The organism is Flavobacterium commune, from assembly GCF_001857965.1.
GTDB classification, from domain to species: domain Bacteria; phylum Bacteroidota; class Bacteroidia; order Flavobacteriales; family Flavobacteriaceae; genus Flavobacterium; species Flavobacterium commune.
Genome location: NZ_CP017774.1, coordinates 2,727,363 through 2,746,976, shown reverse-complemented (window position 1 = coordinate 2,746,976; position 19,614 = coordinate 2,727,363). Strand labels below are relative to the sequence as shown.

The window sequence follows — 19,614 nt, the reverse complement described above, 5'->3', positions numbered from 1 at the left end:
ATCATTTTTAATATTAAACTTAGGCAAAGATACAATCTAACTTACGGATTTTATTTCAAAATGATATTATTTTATTACAAAATTTACGAGTAAGACATTTTGTCACCCCGAATCGAATTGGTACTTTATTTGAATAAGCTGTAACCGATTGTAAAACACTATTAAAAAATTTTAAATATGACAACTGGAAAAATTAATGTTTCGGTGGAAAATATCTTTCCGCTAATTAAAAAGTTCTTATACAGCGATCACGAGATCTTTTTACGTGAGTTAATTTCAAATGGAACAGATGCAACATTAAAATTAAAACACCTGACTAACATCGGTGAGGCCAAAGTAGAATATGGCAATCCAATTCTTGAAGTAAAGATTGACAAAGAGGGTAAAAAACTGCACATTATTGACCAGGGTATCGGTATGACAGCCGACGAGGTGGAGAAATACATCAACCAACTGGCTTTTTCAGGTGCCGAAGAATTCCTTGAAAAATACAAAGACAGCGCTAAAGATTCAGGAATTATTGGTCATTTTGGTCTTGGTTTCTACTCGGCTTTTATGGTCGCTTCTAAGGTGGAAATTATCACTAAATCATACAAAGACGAACCGGCAGCACACTGGATTTGCGACGGAAGTCCTGAATTCTCTCTGGAACCAGCTGACAAAACCGATCGTGGTACTGAAATTATTCTTCACATTGCCGAAGATTCTTTAGAATTCTTAGAAGATTCTAAAATCACTGGATTATTGAATAAGTACAATAAGTTCATGCCTATTCCAATTAAATTTGGAACCAGAACTGAAACTTTACCAAAACCAGAAGATGCTCCTGAAGATTACGTTAATGAAACTGTTGAAACTGACAACATCATCAACAACCCAAATCCGGCTTGGACTAAACAACCGGCTGATTTAAACGAAGAAGATTATAAAACCTTCTACCACGAATTGTATCCAATGCAATTTGAGGAACCATTATTCAACATTCACTTAAATGTAGATTATCCGTTCAACCTTACCGGAATTTTGTATTTCCCTAAATTAGGTTCGGATATGCAAATTCAAAAAGACAAAATCCAGCTGTACCAAAATCAGGTTTTTGTTACTGATAACGTAGAAGGAATTGTACCTGAATTCCTGATGATGCTTCGCGGAGTCGTGGATTCTCCGGATATTCCTTTGAATGTTTCCCGTTCAGGATTACAGGCTGATGGTGCAGTGAAGAAAATTTCGAACTACATCACTCGTAAAGTAGCTGATAAATTGAAATCATTGTTCAACGAAAACAGAGCTGATTTCGAATCAAAATGGAACGACATCAAAATCGTTTTAGAATACGGAATGCTTTCGGAAGATAAATTCTATGAAAAAGCAGGTGCTTTTGTATTGTACCCAACGGTAAATGACAAATATTACACGCTTGAAGAATTAAAAGAAAACCTAAAAGACAAGCAAACTGACAAAGACGGAAAACTGGTAGTTCTTTATGCAGGAAACAAAGAAGCGCAACACGCTTACATTGAAACTGCCGAAGCAAAAGGATACGAAGTACTATTGTTAGACTCTCCAATTATTTCGCATTTAATTCAAAAATTAGAAAACGACAATCAAAACCTGACTTTTGTTCGTGTAGATTCTGATCATATTGATAACTTAATCAAGAAAGACGAAACTACTATTTCTAAACTTTCTGATGAAGAAAAAGAAAGCTTAAAAACATCTTTAGAATCGTTTATCCCAAAAACATATACCGTACAACTAGAATCTTTAGACAGTCAGGCAGCTCCATTTATCATCACGCAACCGGAATTCATGCGTAGAATGAAAGAAATGAGCCAAACTGGCGGTGGCGGAATGTTCGGAATGGGTAACATGCCAGAAATGTACAATTTGGTGGTAAACACTAATTCACCTTTGGCATCAACAATTTTAACAACTGCCGACAAAACAGCTCAGGAAAGCCTTGTAAAACAAGCTTTAGACTTAGCTAAATTGTCACAAAACTTATTAAAAGGAGAAGCTTTAACTGCTTTTGTAAAACGTAGCTTTGAGTTGATAAAGTAGTATCACGTAAATAGAATTAGGTATCAAGACCTGCAAGTTTTTCACTTGCAGGTCTTTTTCGTTTAGGAGTAAATCCGAATATTTATTTTGTAAGAATATTTTAATATATTTGAGAATAAAATAATTACTAAATCAAGAATCATATGAAAAAAGTCGCTGTCTTTTTGATTTTGATTATGACCATAAGTTGTAACAATAGAGAAAATTGTAATACTAATGTAAAAATAAGAGAAATTGAAACTAACAATATAATATTAACTCTTATCGACACTACATCAAAAAATATATTCCCGATTTGTACAAGTTTAAAAAAACTCAATATTAGGATTGATTTCAATGTTAAAAAGAAAAAAGTAATTATAAAACTTCCACCTAAAAAAGATTTAATATCTGAAAAATCGGATGTTTTCATAGAAACACTTCTACAAACGAATTATAATGGCAAAGCATTCTTCGATAAAAATGATTCTTTAAATTTTGTTGAACAAAATTACTGTTTAAGCAGTAATTTGATTTCTAAGGAAATATCAAAAAAAATTAAGACAGTTTCTTTAACTAAACTTGAATACAAAAATTCAAATTTTGAATATATCATTATTTCAAATCCAATATTCTCAAGTAACAATAAAAAAGCATACATAGAAGTTGATATAAATAATAAGAGATGTAAATCTCAAAACTCATATTTCTTGGAAAACATGGAGAAACATGGAAAATAATTCAAATTTAAACAGCCAATACGGATTTACAATCAATACCCAAAATGATAAACAACTTTGTCGAATTACTAAATGAGATTGCTTCGTTCCTCGCAATGACATACTAGACGGTTTAAGTCATTGCGAGCGATAGCGAAGCAACCTCACTAAAAAGAGTAAATCTAGTATGTAAAATACAATTACATCGCTAACCTCTCAATAAAACTAAAAAAAATGAAACCAGGATTTGTGTATATCATTACCAATAAATACCAAACGGTAGTTTATGTTGGTGTCACATCAAATCTTCCAGAAAGAATTTTAGAGCATAAAAACAAGAAATACCCAACATCCTTTTCAGCCCGGTACGATGTAAACATATTAGTTTACTATGAGCAATTTCAATGGATTGAAGATGCTATAGCTCGTGAAAAACAAATAAAAGCAGGTTCAAGGGCTGCCAAAAACAAATTGATTCAATCTATCAATCCAACATGGAAAGATTTATTTGACGAAATTAAAGATATAATGACTGAATAATACTTATTTATAAATTTAAAACCATGTTCACAACAATAAACAACTTTGCCGAGTTACTCGATAAGATTGCTTCGTTCCTCGCAATGACAAAATTGTGGATCATTATATAAATAACACCATGAACGAAAAACCAATACTCTATTTTAAAAATGCTTCCGAATGGAGAGTCTGGCTACATGAAAACCACAGCAGCTATAAGGCGGTGTATTTGATTTTTTATAAAGTAGCACACGAGGCAGAAAGTATGCGTTGGGAAGAAGCGGTAAAAGTCGCTATTTGTTATGGCTGGATTGATTCAACAGTTAGAAAACTGGATGAACACCGCAGACAACAGCTTTTTACGCCTAGAAAAGACAAAAGTATTTGGAGCAAAATAAACAAAGGGTATATCGAAGATTTAATTGCTGCCAATTTAATGCACGAAAGCGGTTTGAAAAAAATTGAAACGGCTAAGAAAAATGGTTCTTGGGAGAGTTTAGATGCAATCGAAAACCTAGAAATCCCGGAAGACTTACAACAGGCTTTTGCTGAAAACCCAGTTGCTTTTTCTAATTATGAAGCCTTCAGTAAATCCTATAAAAAAAATTATTTATATTGGGTAAGCCAAGCTAAACGTCAAGAAACAAGACAATCCAGAATCAGTCAAGTCATCGATTTGTGCGAACGAAATTGTAAAATGAGATAGAATTACTTAATTGTACATCTGCCAGTCTGAGCTTGTCGAAGACCTCGTTAAAACAACACTTCGACAAAGCTAGTATCACAACAAAAACAATCATCACTATGGAAAAGAAATTGTCATCATCAGAATCCGAAGCACTTTTAAAAACACTGAAAGAACGATTTGAAAAAAACCAAAATCGCCATGAAGGTTTGGAATGGGATAAAGTTCAAGTTAAATTGGAAGCAAATCCTGAAAAACTATGGTCACTGAACGAAATGGAAAGAACAGGCGGCGAACCCGATGTTGTCCATTATGATAAAACCACAGACGAATATACATTTTATGATTGCGCTGCCGAAAGTCCTAAAGAACGCCGAAGCCTTTGTTACGATCGTCAGGCATTGGATGCCAGAAAAGAAAACAAACCAAAAAACAGCGTTATTGATTTAGCTACCACTATGGGAATCTCACTTTTATCAGAAGAACAATACCGTGAGTTACAAAAATTAGGAAAATTCGATACCAAAACATCAAGCTGGATTGAAACTCCTGCCGAAATTAGAAAATTAGGCGGAGCTATTTTTGCTGATTTCCGTTACGAAACCGTATTTGTATATCACAATGGTGCTGAATCCTATTATGCTGCCAGAGGATTTCGCGGAGCGTTAAAAGTTTAAATTATTCAAGTCTTACTAACAAATAAACCCAAGTAAAATGATGTTTACATTAATTGGAATGAGTTTGCTTTTTATCGCCATCGGATTTATTGTAAACGAGCATAATGCCAAATACCTGCTTTCAGGATACAATACGATGAGTGAAGAAGAGCGAAAGAAAGTAAACATTAAAGCTTACATTCAGTATTTTAGAAGATTTCATCTCTTTCTGGGCATTTCATTTTTCCCGATTGGAACCTTATTAACTTATTTTATTGATGAAAATGCTACTGGAGTTTTTATTGGAATCTACCCTATTCTAGCCTACACTTTTTTTATTGCCACTAGCTTTAAATATTTTAACTCCCAAAAAAACAAAATTGGAGTTTTTATTCTTTTGGGAGCTTTAATTCTGATTATTGGATTTCTTGGGCGAGACCTTCAGGAAAACAAAATGTTTATCAATTCTGAAACTATTGAATTTCAAGGCAGTTATGGTGAAATTGTACCTTTAAAAACCATAAAAAGTATCGAATTAGTTAGTGACAAACCAAAAATCACTCTAAGAACCAATGGTTTTTCTCTTGGAAGCGTTAAAAAAGGCTATTTCAAAACCGATAAAGGCGAAATTGTGAAACTGATTTTAAACGGGGATAACAAACCCTATATTCTTCTCACAAAATTAGACGGAAAGAAAATTTATTACTCTGCAAAAGAAGAATCGAATGAGAAATTATTTGAGGAAATTAAATCTACACCTGCCAAATAAGTAAAATCCGTCTCGTTTTTTAAAACAAGACGGATTTTAGCGATCTTCAAAAATATTAAAGACCTAATCGCACGCTGGGGGTACGTACACCTATTTGAGTATTGATTCTGGCACCGCTGGCTGGAGTTCTCTGATAATAAGTCGGTTGATTGTATTGGTAATAATAAAATCGGGCGTGGGTATAAAAATAATCATCATGATGACAATGCCTGTCGCAATGATAATAATGTTCGGAATAAACATCTTTCTTGCTGGCAATATAGGCGCGATAAGCTTTTCGATCTCTTTCCTTCAGCTCTTTTTCATAGGCTTTTTGTTCTTTCCAAAAAGCTTTTTCCTCAGCCTTGGTTTTAGCCTCAAAGCGCAATTCATATTGAGCGTCTTCAGTACCTCTTTTTTGATAATAGGAAAGTTTATCAGAGCTATTACTCACACTTACTCTACTTTCCACTCTGGCTTCCTGCGCGTATGTAATTGTCATTGTTCCTAAAAAAAGCAATGCAAATACTGTTTTTATCGTTTTCATAATTTTCAATTTTAATTATCGTTAGTATTACTACTTTCAATTATAAGACAACTATAAGCCGGTTTACCCTACCCTGATGAATAAAAAAATAATCCATTAAACCTTTTTTATTATTTAACATCTTAATTAACAACCATAAAAAAATAAACCAATCCCGATACCGAAGTCTCTCGGTACGGAACTAAAACCTACTCACTATGAATCCTAATACGCTTTGGTCTCTCCGTTTAGGCTTTTCAAACCAGCAAGCTGCTGCAATCGAAAAAATGGGAATTGCTAAATTTCTGGACGCTTCTTTTAAAAGCAATTTTGATAAAAGTATTCCCGATTTTTTAAAAGACAGCCCCAAAACATTGTCGGATTATCGGGAACTCCGAAAAAAATCAAAAGCACTTACCGATGATCAAAAAAAAGATTTTCAAAAACAGGAAGTACTTACCTCATTAGACATGAAAGCCTGGTGGCTGGACAAGATGATGCACAATGATTATCCTCTCCAGGAAAAAATGACCTTGTTTTTACACAATCATTTTGTATCAACCTACCAAAAAGTAAAAGTCAACTACTGGATTTTTGAACACAATCAATTGCTTCGAAAACATGCCTTTGGCAATTTCAAAGAATTGACTAAAGCCATTTTAAAATCCAATGCTATGTTGCGGTACTTAGACAATGTTGATAATCGAAAAGGTAAAATCAACGAAAACCTAAGTCGGGAATTACTGGAACTTTTTACACTAGGTATTGGCAACTACACCGAAGACGACATCAAAAACGGTGCGAAAGCATTGGCAGGATTAGGTGTTGGAGAAAACGGCGGTGTTTACAGGGACAAATTAGCCGACGATTCGGAGATTATTTATTTTGGAAAAAAAGGACATTTTAAAGCTGATGATATTGTTGATATTATTTTTAAGCAAAAAAACAGTCCGTACCTTTTTACCCGAAAGATATTGCAATGGTTCATTTATGATAATCCCGACGAGAAACTGGTGACTTACTATGGTGATTATTTCAGAAAGCAAAATTTTGAAATCAAACCGCTATTGGAAAAAATTTTCACCGAAGAATTTGATAAAAAAACGGCTGGTTCTAAGATTAAAAACCCATTGGAATACAGTGTACAACTACTGTCCGAATTGCATATTAGCCCTAAAAACAATAGACCAATAGTAGTTTTTTTAAAAAATCAGGGTATGGATTTATTCAATCAGCCCAATGTAAAAGGCTGGGAAGGCGGAAAATCCTGGCTAACTTCTCAAATCTATTTGCAACGCAACAATCTGGCCGATTTGTACTGTAGCGGAAGAGAATATTTCAATCAGAGAACGATGACCAACATGATGGAAGAAAACCCAAACAACAATCGGGCTGCACTTAGAAAAACAATAGTTCAACTAAATTGGAACAAAGGAACTAACAAAGAAATCATCAGTGAATTATCAGACCGATTATTATTTCAGGTAGATAATGATGCCCGAAAAGATTTCGAAAATATCTTAAAATACGATTTTGATTTTAATGCTCAAAATGCTAATCAGGCTGTTTTAAGACTCTTTAACGCTATGATCAAAGAACCTGAATTTCAACTAATTTAAACAGAACCTTCTAACAATACCTATTATGAACAGAAGAAATTTTCTATCGCTTACAGGAACATTGACAGGAGGAGCCCTGTTACTACCTGATTTTTTATTTTCTTATGGATCTCAAAAAAACCTAATCATAGGTCAACAATGTCTTGTTTTTGTACAATTGAATGGCGGAAATGACGGTTTGAACACTTTTATTCCTTTTGAAGATCCTTTGTATTATGATTTACGTCCTAAAATTGCTATTTCAAAAAATGAGGTTATCTCTACAACCAAAGGCATGGGATTTCATCCTGCCTTAAAAGGGTTTGCCCAAATGCAACAAAATGGAGATTTATCAGTCATTCAAAATGTAGGTTATCCGGAACCCAATCGTTCGCATTTTAGAAGTCAGGAAATTTGGCAAACCGCTTCAGATTCCAATAAATACGTAAACGAAGGCTGGCTGGGACGTTACCTTGATTTACAATGCGTAAATCACACACCTACTGCGGGAATTAACATCGATTCTATCGATAATTTATCATTAAAAGGAGAAAGCCCTAATTCGATTACGGTAAAAGACCCGGATCGATTTAAAATAAAAAACATCAAAGAAACAGACGTTTTGTCAGAGAACCCTTCATTGGATTTTGTTAGAAAAGTAGCCAATTCGGTCTTAGAAGGCTCGGAAGAAATTCAAAAAGCCCTAACCCAATCGACTACTCAAACCAGCTATCCTAAAAATGCACTGGGTAAAAATCTGGAATGGATTGCCCGATTAATCAAAGGAAATCTGAATTCGAAAGTATATTATACCTCGCAGGGAGGCTATGATACTCACGATAACCAATTGGTGATTCAAAAAAACAAATTCAATGAACTGGATAGTGCTATTTTTAGCTTTTATCAGGATTTAAAACAGGCCAATTTGCTTCAAAATGTAACCATAGTGGTGTTTTCTGAATTTGGACGAAGAGTTAAAGACAACGGTAATGGAACCGATCACGGAACTGCGGCTCCTATGTTTGTCATTGGAGGACAAAATCAGGGAAGAGTCATTGGTTCTAACCCTAATCTAGCCGATTTATCACAAGGGGATTTAAAACATCAAATTGATTTTAGATCGGTATATGCCAGTTTACTAAAAGAAAAAATGGATTTTGATTACACAAAGATTGGTATAAAAAATCAGGCTTTACAAGGTTTATTTTAACAGTATAATAGGACTTTTTATTCTTGTTTCATTTTGCTATAGCGTACTTTTACCGCCATTAAAAAACACAGGAATGATTAAAAATAAAACCTTAAAAGGAGTACTATTTGTAGCATTAGGAGCCAGCAGTTACGGCATGCTGGCTAGTTTTGTAAAAATGGCCTATCAGGAAGGTTATACCACTGCCGAAGTGAGTGGAGCACAATTTTCTTTAGGTCTTTTTACGGTTTTGCTCCTAAATATTTTTCGGAAAATTAAAAAGAATACTGACGATGTAAAAATAACCAAACATCAGATTCTCCAGCTCATTTTAGCGGGAACTTCCATGGGGTTCACCAGTGTGTTTTACTATTTATCTGTTAAATACATCTCGGTTTCCATTGGTATCGTCTTATTGATGCAAACAGTTTGGATGGGGGTTTTACTCGAAATGTTCTTAGACAAAAAAAGACCTTCAACACAAAAAATAATTTCAGTTGTTATTACTTTAATAGGTACAGTCCTGGCAACTAATTTACTTCATGACGAAATTAGTTTAGACTGGCGTGGTTTCTTTTGGGGGATATTAGCCGCTGCGGCATTTACAACTACCATGTTTGGAGCAAATAAAGTTGCTGTAGAAGTTCCTTCGATACAACGCAGCTTTTTTATGCTCATTGGCGGAACATTAATCGTAGTATTATTTGGTTTTATTACACAAATCACTCCTTTTAATTATTCGATTTTCCTGAAATGGGGTATTATACTGTCTTTATTTGGCACCATCATTCCTCCTTTTCTGCTCAATACCGGTTTTCCGCTTACAGGCATTGGACTGGGCAGCATCGTTTCGGCTTTAGAATTACCCGTTTCGGTAACAATGGCTTATTTTTTATTAGCTGAAGAAGTAAATTGGGTACAATGGCTGGGTATTTTGTTAATTCTTACAGCAATTATTCTAATGAATATTCGTTTAAATAAATAATTGGAATTGTTTTTTAATACGCTAAAAACAGCTGAAAAAAGAACGCAAAAACAGCTAAAAAAACAGCAGGAGTCGTAGCTAAAGAGAATTTCATAAAAAGTAAATAATCACACAAAAAAAACTGACTTTTGAATTGAAGTAATTATTTTTTTTATTAATATTGGAATCTATTACAATATCATTTTTTAATTTAAAAAACTATTTAGAATAAATTTTCACCTGATGAAAAAGAGTAACCGTAAAGAACTGACTTGGGAACAAACTGAAAAACTTGTTACATTGGCCTTAGAGGAAAAGAATCCTTTTGAAATAATAAAAAAAGAATTTGGATTGGCTGAAAAAGAAGTTCTGGAAATCATGAAGAAAAAAATGCCTCTGGAAAAATTTGAGATGTGGAAAAAGAAAGCTACGGCTACTAAACCGAAACCTAAGCCGCTTAAAATTGATGATTTTGACGACGATTTAGATGGAAAATATTATATCAAAAATAAATTAGATTAACCTATCGTAAAAGCACTCTCAACCCGAAGTGCTTTTTTTAATTTTCATAAGTTGTAAAATCATTACAGCATTAAAAACTATTGCACCCAAACATCCCATTAAACATGAAAAAAACTTTTTTTGTTCTCGCCATTGCCTCACTATTTTTAAATTATCAAACGCTCCAAGCACAAACTACTAAAGGGGCAATTATTCAGGTGGGTATCAATTTGAATGAGGTTACAAACGACCAGGTTTTAGTAACCGTAAATGCTCCAAAAAGCAATAGTGACGAAATAACCTATCGCATCCCTAAAACAGTTCCGGGAACTTACTCTGAAGACAATTATGGGAAATACATCGAAAATTTGAAAGCTTTTGATAAAAAAGGAAATTTGTTAACTGTTAAAAAAGCAGACGAAAATTCATGGACAATCAGTAAAGCGAAAACTTTGAGCAAAATTACGTATCTGGTTAACGATACTTTTGATAGTGAAAAAGGAACAGGTTTTGGACAAGACGATGTTTTTTCGCCAGCCGGATCTAATATTAATGCAGGCGAAAATTTTATGATTAACACCCATTGCTTTGTGGGCTATTTTGACAATTTTATGACTACTCCTTACGAAATTTCGGTAAGTCATCCTGCAAATTTATGGGGAAGCACATCCATGATTGATAAAGACAGTAGCACTACAAAAGATGTTTTTATTACCTCACGCTATGCCGAATTAGTAGAAAATCCTATCATGTATGCTAAACCGGATTACACCACATTTAATGTGGACGGTATGGACATTCAAATTTGTGTTTACTCGCCTACAGCAAAATATACAGCCGAAAGCATTACCGCTGAGATGAAAACCATGATGACGGCTCAAAAACATTTTTTAGGAAAAATTAATGCTACCAAAAAATATACCGTTCTTTTGTATCTATCGAGTTTAAAACCGGATGATGCCCGTGGTTTTGGTGCTCTTGAACATCCTACTGCAACAACGGTGGTATTGCCTGAAATGATGGAAAAAGAAGAATTAGTAAAATCGATGATGGATGTGGTTTCGCACGAATTTTTCCACATTGTAACGCCATTAACCATTCATTCGAAAGAAATCCATTTTTTTGATTACAATGCACCAAAAATGTCCCAACATTTATGGATGTATGAGGGAGTTACCGAATATTTTGCCAATTTGTTCCAAATCAATCAGGGCTTGATTTCAGAAGAAGATTTCTACAATAGAATTGCCGAAAAAATCGAAGAAGCCAAAACTCTGAATGACACCATGCCTTTTACCGAAATGAGTACTAATGTATTGAAACAACCCTACAAAGACCAATACCTGAATGTGTATCAAAAAGGGGCTTTGATAGGAATGTGTATCGATATTATTATCAGAGAAAAAAGCAACGGACAGAGAGGAATTCTGGATTTAATGCAAAAATTATCTAATGAATACGGAGTAAGTAAACCATTTAATGATGCTGAACTTTTTGACAAAATTACGGCTTTGACATATCCTGAGGTAGGCGATTTTTTAAAGACTTATGTTGCAGGACCAACACCTATTCCGTACGAAGTTTATTTAGCCAAAGTAGGACTGGCAAAATCAATTGTACAGGAACCGGCAGCCGTTTTCCTTAAAGGTCAGACACCTTATGTAATGGTAAATCCTAATAATAATGAAATTAGTGTTGTACCCAATATGGATTTGAATGTATTTTTCACGCATCTGGGATTAAAAGGAGATGATGTTATTTTAGAAATCAACAACGTAGCCTATTCGTATGACAACATTTACGACATGATTAATCAAAGTGACAAATGGAAAGAAAACGAAGAAATCACTCTAAAAATAAGACGCAACGGCAAAGAAGAATTACTAAAAGGAACCGTAAAACTACCTCATGAAGACAAAGAAAAAATAAACGTTGCAGATGATTCTAAAAAACAATTAAAAGAAGCCTGGCTAAAAGCATAATCTAAAAATCAAAACGCAAATAAAGAATCGCTCATTAATTTGTTCAACAATTTTCTTTATTTTGCACAAAATCTATTCATCAATGAAAAAACCAATTCTCGCATTAATTGCCCTAATCCTTATTGTTTCTTGTAACAAAAAAGAACTTAAAGGAAATCTAAACATCACTGGAAATGTAAAAGGACTAAAAGAAGGAACTTTATACATACAAAAATTTGTTGACACCGCCTTAGTTGCCATCGACACCATTAAAATTGACGGAAACTCTCATTTTGAAAGTAATCTTGACTTGAAATCGCCTGAAATGTTGTATTTGTTTTTAGATCGTGGAGTTAGCAATTCCTTAGACAACAATTTGATGTTTTTTGCTGAACCGGGAATTATCAACATCGAAACTAATTTAGATGCTTTCCTGTCTGGAGCTAAAATTACAGGTTCAAAAAATCAGGATTTGTACGAAGATTATAAAAAAACCACTTCTAGATATAAGGATGAAAACTTAGAGCTTATTGAAAAGAAATTCAAAGCCATTAAAAGAAAAGATCTTAAAGCTATTGACAGTCTGACTAAGTTGCAAGACTTAAATCTAAAACGCAAATACTTGTTTGCTGTTAATTTTGCAATGAACAATAAAGATTACGAAATAGCTCCTTACATTGCTCTGGCCGAAGTCTATGATATTAACGTTAAATATTTAGATACTATTAAAAACGCTATGTCGCCTAAGGTAGCCCAATCTTTATACGGTAAAAAACTAACCGAATATGTGGCTAATATAAAAAAAGCTAATTAAGAAAATCGGAATAATTCCAATTCTAAAAAAGCATTTCAACTAATAACTGAAATGCTTTTTTGTTTTTTTAACAAATCGAATGCTAGCTGCTCATTTTAATCTCAAAAAATAAAATGTCACAAAAAAAATAAATATCTTAGCTATCTAACCTACTAATTGCTATGTGGAAAAATTTATCCTTCAAAACACAATTAATATTAATTCTCTTAATACCAGTTACCGGATTACTGTATTTTACAATTACCAATATTAATAATACCTACCAAAAGCATCTCAGAATTGAGAACAGCAGCGAACGAATTGAGAATATCGCTACTTTTTCTGAAGGTATAATGCTAATTAATAACGAAAGAACATTAAGTGAATATTCAAAGTTTAATCCCAATAAAAAAGCGGAATTAAAACTCAATAGAACAAAAACACTGGAATGGTTTTCTAAAATAAATACTACCGATAGCGTTGTTCTAAAAAATATTGATGAAGCTCAAAAAATCATCAATCGCATTCATTTTGATGCTGAGGATAATGCTTCAACATTAACCAACTTTGAGGAATATTCCTCTTTAAACAATATTCTAAACAATTTAATTGACCGGGAAATTGTCAATTCAAACAATGCCAATCTAACCAAACTGGCAAATAATTTTAAATCTTATATCGATTCTAAATCGGCTGCAAACTTAATCAGAGCGGTCGTTTTTATTAAATTGACTGACAAAACAATGCAGTCTAATTTATATGCTTATTTTGAAAACATAAAAAATCAAAATAAAAATGCCGATTTTAAATTAGAAAACTACAACGAACTTCATATCAATGATGCCATTATTCAATTAAAAAAATCAGCCGAATTTCAATCTTTTTTAACTACAGCCGAAGCGGTACTTAACAACAATTCTAAAATTACTCCCGAAATATGGTGGGAGCAATCAACTGCTGTAAACAACAAACTCAACGCCTTAAAAATTAAAAAACTCAATTACATTATTCAGGCTACTCAGCAAGAAAAAAATACAACGGTTTTAAATACTATTCTTGCATTAGCATCATTTTCATTACTGCTGTTAATAACCGGAATTTTAGTCTTTAAATTAATTCAGAATACTTCAAATTCACTCAATACAATTGCTTTTAAAATCAGTAAAATTGCTATTGGATATACTGAATTTGAACATAAACTTACGGGAAACATCGAATTAGATTCCATTAGAGAATCTATAAAAAAACTAACTTCTGCAATTAAAGAACAAATTGATTTAGCTACAAAAATCAGCTCCGGAAATCTGGGCGACACGATTAAAGTTAGAAGTGAATCTGACACTTTGAACCAGTCATTAAACACCATGTCTTTAGAATTAAAACGACTAAAAGATCAGGCAGAAGCCAATAGCTTACTGGAAAAAAACATTAGCGAAATAAACAACGTTATTATAACTTCTAAAAAAATAAATGATTTTGGTACCAATATCAGTAAAATTCTAAGCCAGCAAACCAATGCGTGTCAGGCTACTTTTTACACCACCGATTACATTGACAACAAAGACAATCTAATAAAAATTGGCAGTTATGCTGACGATGATAATAGTCCAAAAACGATTGCTTTTGGAGAAGGGTTAATTGGCGAAGCTGTCAAAAATAACGAACAAAAATGCCTGAACAATCTAAGCAAAGAATACTCCTTCCTTACTTCTTCATTAGGAAAAGCAGCCATTTACAATGTTTTAATCACTCCTATTGCTTATAAAAATACAATTATAGGTGTTATCGAAATTGGCTCTTTGAACAACTTTACCGATACAGATCAAAAACTATTAAACAGCTTAAAAAACTCCTTAGGCAATGCAACGGCTGTTTTTATCAGAAATGAAGAATTAAAAATTTCAATCGAAGAAATCAATCGCAAAAACAATATTTTACAAGTACAGGAAGAAGAACTAAGACAAAACAACGAAGAACTTAACAAACACAGTTTGCTACTGCAACAATCGGAAGAAGAACTAAAAAGTCAAGCCGCAGAATTAGAACAAACCAATGCCTATCTTGAAGAAAAAAGCCGCGAACTGGAAACTAAAAACTACGAAATTGAGAAGAAAAACAGCGACCTCATTATTGCTCAGGAAGAACTCAATATAAAATCAGAAGAAATTGCTCAGGCCAGCAAATACAAATCGGAGTTTTTAGCCAATATGTCACACGAATTAAGAACGCCTTTGAACAGTATTTTAATTCTTTCGGATATTTTAAAAGACAATACATCGGGCAATTTGACTAATGCCCAATTAGAAAACTTATCGGTAATCAACACCTCCGGAAAAGATTTACTAGACTTAATTAATGATATTTTAGATATTTCAAAAATTGAAGCCGGTAAAGTAGAAATCTATCCCGAAAATACCGTCACAGAACGCATTTTCTCGGATATGGAAGGGCTATTCAAAACACAAATGCAGAAAAAGAACATTCGTTTTGAATCCAAAATTACCGAAAAATGTCCCCGAGAAATTTACAGCGATGTAGGCAAAATCGAACAGATTCTTAAAAACTTTCTATCAAATGCTTTGAAATTCACTCCCGATGGAGGAACAGTTTCAATGACTTTTGACCGTCCGGCAGAAAATTGGAACTACAGCAATCCTCAATTGGCATCATTAGACAAAAACGAAGTGCTATTCATTGCAATCAAAGATAATGGTATTGGAATTTCCGAAGAGAACAAGAAAAAATTGTTCCAGAGTTTCCAGCAAGCCGATAGCTCAACCAGTAGAAAATATGGTGGAACAGGCTTAGGATTGTCCATCTCTAAACAATTAGCACAATTACTTAACGGAGAGGTATTTTTTGACAGCCAACTCAATAATGGAAGTACTTTTGGGGTTTTGATTCCAATAAAATATCAAGAAAATAGCAATATTGCTAAAACCGAACCAATTGTTACAGCAATTCCTGAAACTGTAGTTGTGAAGGAAGAACAAATAGAATCCGAATATCCAAAAGCAAATGAAGAATTTGTGGATCTTTCGGCAAACATAAATGATGATCGAAACCTAGCCGATTTTGATGATAAAACAGTTTTAATTATCGAAGATGATCCATCATTTGCCGAGGTATTACTTCAGGTAGCTCACAATAACGGATTTAAAGCCATTATTGCCCATCAAGGTGAAACCGGTTTTCAATATGCTAAAAAGTACAATCCTAAAGCCATTATTCTGGATATGAAATTACCCGGAATTGACGGATGGACGGTTTTAAAATGGCTCAAAGAAGATACCGAATTAAAACACATTCCGGTACACGTCATGTCAGGGATGAAACGAGAAAAATTAGCCAAAGAAATGGGTGCTTTTGATTTCTTAGTAAAACCTATTACGCCCGAAAAACTTAAAAATGCCTTTCTCTCTATCGATGAGGAAATCAACAAAGTGTTTAAAAAAGTACTGATTTTAGAAGATGACGAAAAATTAAACTATTCGATAAAACAATTGCTGCATGCCAATGACAAAAACACCATTTGCATTCAGGCTTATTCCCGATTAGAAGCAGAAAACATACTTACTAATGTTGACATCGATTGTGCCATTATCGATTTAGGCTTACCTGATTCTGACAATGTAAAAGCTATTTCTGAATTAAAAAGCATCTCTAAGAATAAGAATATCAAAATCATTATCAATACCGGAAAATCATTATCGGAAGTTGAACAACTAGAGCTTGAAAAAAGTGTGGACAGCATTGTAATCAAAACTAATAATGCCACCGAAAGACTAAAAGATGAAATTTTATTATTCCTGAACAAAATAGAAACTACCGAAAATACCGAGTACAAAACGGCTCCAAATTTAGCCGGAGGCGAAATTTTAAAAAACAAAAATATCCTGATTGTAGATGACGATATCCGAAATATTTATGCCCTATCAGCAGCTTTAACCGGCAAAGGAGCGGTAATAACCACTGCATTTAACGGAATTGAAGCCCTAAATGCCTTAGAAGAACATCAAAGCTTTGATATTATTCTGATGGATATTATGATGCCTGAAATGGACGGATTTGAAGCCACTAAAAAAATCAGAGAAAATGCAAAATGGAAAAATCTGCCTATTATTGCCTTAACTGCCAAAGCAATGAAAGGCGATCGTGACGAAATTTTAAAAGCCGGCGCATCAGATTACCAGTCAAAACCTATTGATATTCAAAAACTTATTTCACTAATCAGCATTTGGATTTATAAATGATAACTTTAAACGAATTAGACGAATTGCTCTACACAATAAAAAGACAATTTGATTATGACTTTAGTGATTACTCTAAAGCATCGATGCTTAGGAGAATAAATCGTTTTATGGCTATCAACAACATGAAAAATACTGTTGACTTAAAATTTGAACTCATCAACAATCCCTCTATTTTTCAGGATTTCATTAACGAAATTGTGGTTAATGTGAGTGAATTTTTCAGGGATCCCAGCTTTTTTAAATCCTTACAGCAAAAAGTTTTTCCGTATTTAGAAAGTTATCCTAAAATCAATATTTGGAGTGCCGGCTGTTCTTTTGGAGAAGAAACTTATTCGTTAAATATTCTTTTGAAAGAGAATAATCTGTATGCTAAAAGCAGAATTTATGCTACAGACATCAGTACTAATGCCATAGAACGTTCCCGAAAAGGAATTTACGATAACAGCAATTTTAAAGATTATGTTAAAAATTATTACGAATGCGGAGGCAAAGAATCCTTAAAAAACTATTTTGTTTCTGACGAAAAACATTCGATGATACAATCGGAATTGAAACAAAATATTCTATTTTCTAATCATAATTTAGTTGCCGATGGTGTTTTTAAAGAATGCCAGTTGATACTTTGTAGAAATGTATTGATTTATTTCAACAACAATCTACAAAACAAAGCGTTAGAGCTTTTTTACGAAAGTTTACCTGTTCATGGTTTTCTGGCTATTGGAAAAAAAGAATCCTTGCGTTTTAGTTCAGTATATGAAAACTTTAAGGAAATTGACCGCGAAGAAAAAATTTATCAAAAAATAAGATGAAACCGGAGTTAATTGTAATAGGTGGTTCGGCGGGAGCTTTTGATGCCATTTTGTCTATTTTAAATCATTTAGACAAAAGCATCAACGTACCTATTGTTATTGTTTTGCATCGGTTAAAAAATACAAATTCTTCATTTGAGGATATTTTGCAAAGAAATACGCACTATTCGGTCAAAGAAATTGAAGACAAGGAAAAAATAGAAAAAGGATTTATTTATACAGCACCAGCCGATTATCATTTACTCTTAGAAGAAGATCTTTGTTTTTCGCTGGATGTATCAGAAACAGTCAATTTTAGTCGCCCTTCAATTGATGTGACATTTGAGTCATTTTCGAACATATTAAAAGAGAAATGTTGCGCCATCTTATTATCAGGATCTAACCATGATGGTGCAAATGGCTTAAAAATAATTGCCCAAAACAACGGAACAACAATCATTCAGGATTGTGACGAAGCCGAATTTGCCATTATGCCAAAAGCAGCAAAAAACATTTGTAATCAACATCAGGAATTAAATACCACAAACATCATAAATACATTGAATAATGAATTCTGTTAAAAAGCATACCTTATTATTAATAGACGATAAACCTGCCAATCTAATTGCATTAAAAAGTATTCTGGAAAGTCCAGACAGAGAAATAATATGCTGTAATTCGGGAAACGAAGGACTACAAATACTTTTGAAAGAAAAGATTTCGCTTATTTTGGTCGATGTTCAAATGCCCGAGATGGACGGCTATGAATTTGTAGAAATAACAAAACAGCATCCAAATACGGCTAATATTCCAACCCTTTTTGTAACCGCCATAAGCAACGAAGAAAAATACATAAATAAAGCTTATGAATTAGGCGCAATTGATTTTCTATTCAAACCCTTAAACATTGAAATCACGAGGAATAAAGTAGAATCTTTCTTGAAAATATGGGATTACGATCAGGAATTAAAGAGATTGAACGAAAAATTAGTAGCTAAAAATGGTGAGTTAGAACAATTTGCCAATATCATTGCTCATGATTTAAAAACACCTTTAAACAACATTAAATCCCTGGTTGAATTCATCGAAGAAGAACATCTGTTGGACTTAAAAGAAGAAGCTACCGACTTATTTGAGATGGTAAAATCATCTGCTATGACTATGTCTAAACTAATTGATGACTTATTGTATTATTCCAAAAATGTTGAAAACAACGAAGGAAAAGAAAGCATTAATATCCTTAGCGAGGTCAACGCAGTCCTAAAATTAATTAATCCCGGCAATAACATCCAAATTACAAAAGAAAACCTGAATCACACTATTCGTTTTCAATCGGTAGCATTCAAGCAAATTATTCAAAATTTATTATCGAACGCCATAAAATACAATGATAAAGAAATGACCGAGATACGCATTTCGTACAATGATGCACTACAACAAATAGCAGTAACAGACAATGGCCCCGGAATTCCAGAAAGTCAGGCAGAAAAAATATTTCAAATGTTTTATACTCTGGGACAATCCTCAAGAGGAGATTCGGGAACAGGAATAGGATTGAATTTAGTTCGAAAACTAGCAGAAAGAAACGATGCGAAAGTCTCTATCAACAGCCAATTTAAACGTGGTTCTGAATTTATCCTCTCAGCATTAGAATCAGCATAAAAAAAAGGAATT

The 19,614-nt window shown here is 33.4% G+C and carries 17 protein-coding genes; 16 read left to right on the top strand and 1 reads right to left on the bottom strand.

From position 1 onward, the window contains the following. Window positions 1-177 precede the first annotated feature (177 nt). The 6 genes from htpG (at window position 178) to BIW12_RS11505 (ending at window position 5,388) form a co-directional block, all read left to right on the top strand. Entirely contained in the window at window positions 178-2,061 is a 1,884-nt protein-coding gene (gene htpG / locus BIW12_RS11530) for a molecular chaperone HtpG (protein WP_071185250.1), read from the top strand. 143 nt (window positions 2,062-2,204) lie between these two features. Then, entirely contained in the window at window positions 2,205-2,780 is a 576-nt protein-coding gene (locus BIW12_RS11525; protein ID WP_071185249.1) for a hypothetical protein, read from the top strand. A 213-nt stretch (window positions 2,781-2,993) separates the two neighbouring features. Further along, on the top strand, window positions 2,994-3,299 hold the full coding sequence (locus BIW12_RS11520; RefSeq protein WP_071185248.1) for a GIY-YIG nuclease family protein: 306 nt from the start codon (window positions 2,994-2,996) through the stop codon (window positions 3,297-3,299). A 118-nt stretch (window positions 3,300-3,417) separates the two neighbouring features. Next, window positions 3,418-3,984, top strand: a complete 567-nt coding sequence (locus BIW12_RS11515; RefSeq protein ID WP_071185247.1) for a YdeI/OmpD-associated family protein — start codon at window positions 3,418-3,420, stop codon at window positions 3,982-3,984. A 98-nt stretch (window positions 3,985-4,082) separates the two neighbouring features. Then, window positions 4,083-4,640, top strand: a complete 558-nt coding sequence (locus tag BIW12_RS11510; protein ID WP_071185246.1) for a DUF4256 domain-containing protein — start codon at window positions 4,083-4,085, stop codon at window positions 4,638-4,640. 37 nt (window positions 4,641-4,677) lie between these two features. Continuing rightward, window positions 4,678-5,388, top strand: a complete 711-nt coding sequence (locus BIW12_RS11505; protein WP_083382113.1) for a DUF3784 domain-containing protein — start codon at window positions 4,678-4,680, stop codon at window positions 5,386-5,388. Window positions 5,389-5,443: 55 nt separating this feature from the next. Here BIW12_RS11505 and BIW12_RS11500 read toward each other — a convergent pair whose 3' ends face one another. Beyond that, complete coding sequence (locus BIW12_RS11500) at window positions 5,444-5,914, bottom strand: hypothetical protein (RefSeq protein WP_071185244.1); 471 nt, start codon at window positions 5,912-5,914, stop codon at window positions 5,444-5,446. A 197-nt stretch (window positions 5,915-6,111) separates the two neighbouring features. On the opposite strand from BIW12_RS11500, the gene BIW12_RS11495 reads away from it, so the two are divergent. The 10 genes from BIW12_RS11495 to BIW12_RS11450 all read left to right on the top strand — a co-directional run bounded on the left by BIW12_RS11495 (window position 6,112) and on the right by BIW12_RS11450 (window position 19,602). Continuing rightward, window positions 6,112-7,512: a DUF1800 domain-containing protein gene (locus BIW12_RS11495; protein ID WP_071185243.1), complete on the top strand. Its 1,401-nt coding sequence runs from the start codon at window positions 6,112-6,114 to the stop codon at window positions 7,510-7,512. A gap of 25 nt (window positions 7,513-7,537) precedes the next feature. Continuing rightward, window positions 7,538-8,701, top strand: a complete 1,164-nt coding sequence (locus BIW12_RS11490) for a DUF1501 domain-containing protein (RefSeq protein ID WP_071185242.1) — start codon at window positions 7,538-7,540, stop codon at window positions 8,699-8,701. A 73-nt stretch (window positions 8,702-8,774) separates the two neighbouring features. After that, the gene (locus BIW12_RS11485; protein WP_071185241.1) at window positions 8,775-9,665 is read left to right on the top strand and encodes an EamA family transporter; all 891 of its coding nucleotides are present in this window, start codon (window positions 8,775-8,777) and stop codon (window positions 9,663-9,665) included. Window positions 9,666-9,887: 222 nt separating this feature from the next. Then, complete coding sequence (locus tag BIW12_RS11480) at window positions 9,888-10,166, top strand: DUF2805 domain-containing protein (protein ID WP_071185240.1); 279 nt, start codon at window positions 9,888-9,890, stop codon at window positions 10,164-10,166. A gap of 104 nt (window positions 10,167-10,270) precedes the next feature. Then, window positions 10,271-12,127 (top strand): M61 family metallopeptidase, encoded by a 1,857-nt coding sequence (locus BIW12_RS11475; protein ID WP_071185239.1) that lies wholly within the window; start codon window positions 10,271-10,273, stop codon window positions 12,125-12,127. An 82-nt stretch (window positions 12,128-12,209) separates the two neighbouring features. After that, a complete protein-coding gene (locus BIW12_RS11470) occupies window positions 12,210-12,920 on the top strand; it encodes a DUF4369 domain-containing protein (RefSeq protein WP_071185238.1) in 711 nt (236 codons plus the stop codon). Window positions 12,921-13,081: 161 nt separating this feature from the next. After that, entirely contained in the window at window positions 13,082-17,152 is a 4,071-nt protein-coding gene (locus BIW12_RS11465; protein ID WP_071185237.1) for a response regulator, read from the top strand. Further along, a complete protein-coding gene (locus BIW12_RS11460) occupies window positions 17,149-17,961 on the top strand; it encodes a CheR family methyltransferase (protein ID WP_071185236.1) in 813 nt (270 codons plus the stop codon). The genes BIW12_RS11465 and BIW12_RS11460 overlap by 4 nt, the downstream gene beginning before the upstream one ends. Further along, complete coding sequence (locus tag BIW12_RS11455) at window positions 17,958-18,521, top strand: chemotaxis protein CheB (protein ID WP_071185235.1); 564 nt, start codon at window positions 17,958-17,960, stop codon at window positions 18,519-18,521. Before BIW12_RS11460 ends, BIW12_RS11455 begins: the two co-directional genes overlap by 4 nt. Further along, the gene (locus BIW12_RS11450) at window positions 18,508-19,602 is read left to right on the top strand and encodes a hybrid sensor histidine kinase/response regulator (RefSeq protein ID WP_071185234.1); all 1,095 of its coding nucleotides are present in this window, start codon (window positions 18,508-18,510) and stop codon (window positions 19,600-19,602) included. The genes BIW12_RS11455 and BIW12_RS11450 overlap by 14 nt, the downstream gene beginning before the upstream one ends. The last annotated feature ends 12 nt before the right edge of the window (window positions 19,603-19,614 follow it).

What these genes read in the sequence shown, in the direction of transcription:
- BIW12_RS11495 (WP_071185243.1), top strand. Translation starts at nt 6,112, where the DNA reads ATGAATCCTAATACGCTTTGGTCTCTCCGTTTAGGCTTTTCAAACCAG.
- BIW12_RS11520 (WP_071185248.1), top strand. Translation starts at nt 2,994, where the DNA reads ATGAAACCAGGATTTGTGTATATCATTACCAATAAATACCAAACGGTA.
- BIW12_RS11475 (WP_071185239.1), top strand. Translation starts at nt 10,271, where the DNA reads ATGAAAAAAACTTTTTTTGTTCTCGCCATTGCCTCACTATTTTTAAAT.
- BIW12_RS11490 (WP_071185242.1), top strand. Translation starts at nt 7,538, where the DNA reads ATGAACAGAAGAAATTTTCTATCGCTTACAGGAACATTGACAGGAGGA.
- BIW12_RS11525 (WP_071185249.1), top strand. Translation starts at nt 2,205, where the DNA reads ATGAAAAAAGTCGCTGTCTTTTTGATTTTGATTATGACCATAAGTTGT.
- BIW12_RS11510 (WP_071185246.1), top strand. Translation starts at nt 4,083, where the DNA reads ATGGAAAAGAAATTGTCATCATCAGAATCCGAAGCACTTTTAAAAACA.
- BIW12_RS11470 (WP_071185238.1), top strand. Translation starts at nt 12,210, where the DNA reads ATGAAAAAACCAATTCTCGCATTAATTGCCCTAATCCTTATTGTTTCT.
- BIW12_RS11450 (WP_071185234.1), top strand. Translation starts at nt 18,508, where the DNA reads ATGAATTCTGTTAAAAAGCATACCTTATTATTAATAGACGATAAACCT.
- BIW12_RS11465 (WP_071185237.1), top strand. Translation starts at nt 13,082, where the DNA reads ATGTGGAAAAATTTATCCTTCAAAACACAATTAATATTAATTCTCTTA.
- htpG (WP_071185250.1), top strand. Translation starts at nt 178, where the DNA reads ATGACAACTGGAAAAATTAATGTTTCGGTGGAAAATATCTTTCCGCTA.
- BIW12_RS11515 (WP_071185247.1), top strand. Translation starts at nt 3,418, where the DNA reads ATGAACGAAAAACCAATACTCTATTTTAAAAATGCTTCCGAATGGAGA.
- BIW12_RS11455 (WP_071185235.1), top strand. Translation starts at nt 17,958, where the DNA reads ATGAAACCGGAGTTAATTGTAATAGGTGGTTCGGCGGGAGCTTTTGAT.
- BIW12_RS11500 (WP_071185244.1), bottom strand. Translation starts at nt 5,914, where the DNA reads ATGAAAACGATAAAAACAGTATTTGCATTGCTTTTTTTAGGAACAATG.
- BIW12_RS11485 (WP_071185241.1), top strand. Translation starts at nt 8,775, where the DNA reads ATGATTAAAAATAAAACCTTAAAAGGAGTACTATTTGTAGCATTAGGA.
- BIW12_RS11460 (WP_071185236.1), top strand. Translation starts at nt 17,149, where the DNA reads ATGATAACTTTAAACGAATTAGACGAATTGCTCTACACAATAAAAAGA.
- BIW12_RS11480 (WP_071185240.1), top strand. Translation starts at nt 9,888, where the DNA reads ATGAAAAAGAGTAACCGTAAAGAACTGACTTGGGAACAAACTGAAAAA.
- BIW12_RS11505 (WP_083382113.1), top strand. Translation starts at nt 4,678, where the DNA reads ATGATGTTTACATTAATTGGAATGAGTTTGCTTTTTATCGCCATCGGA.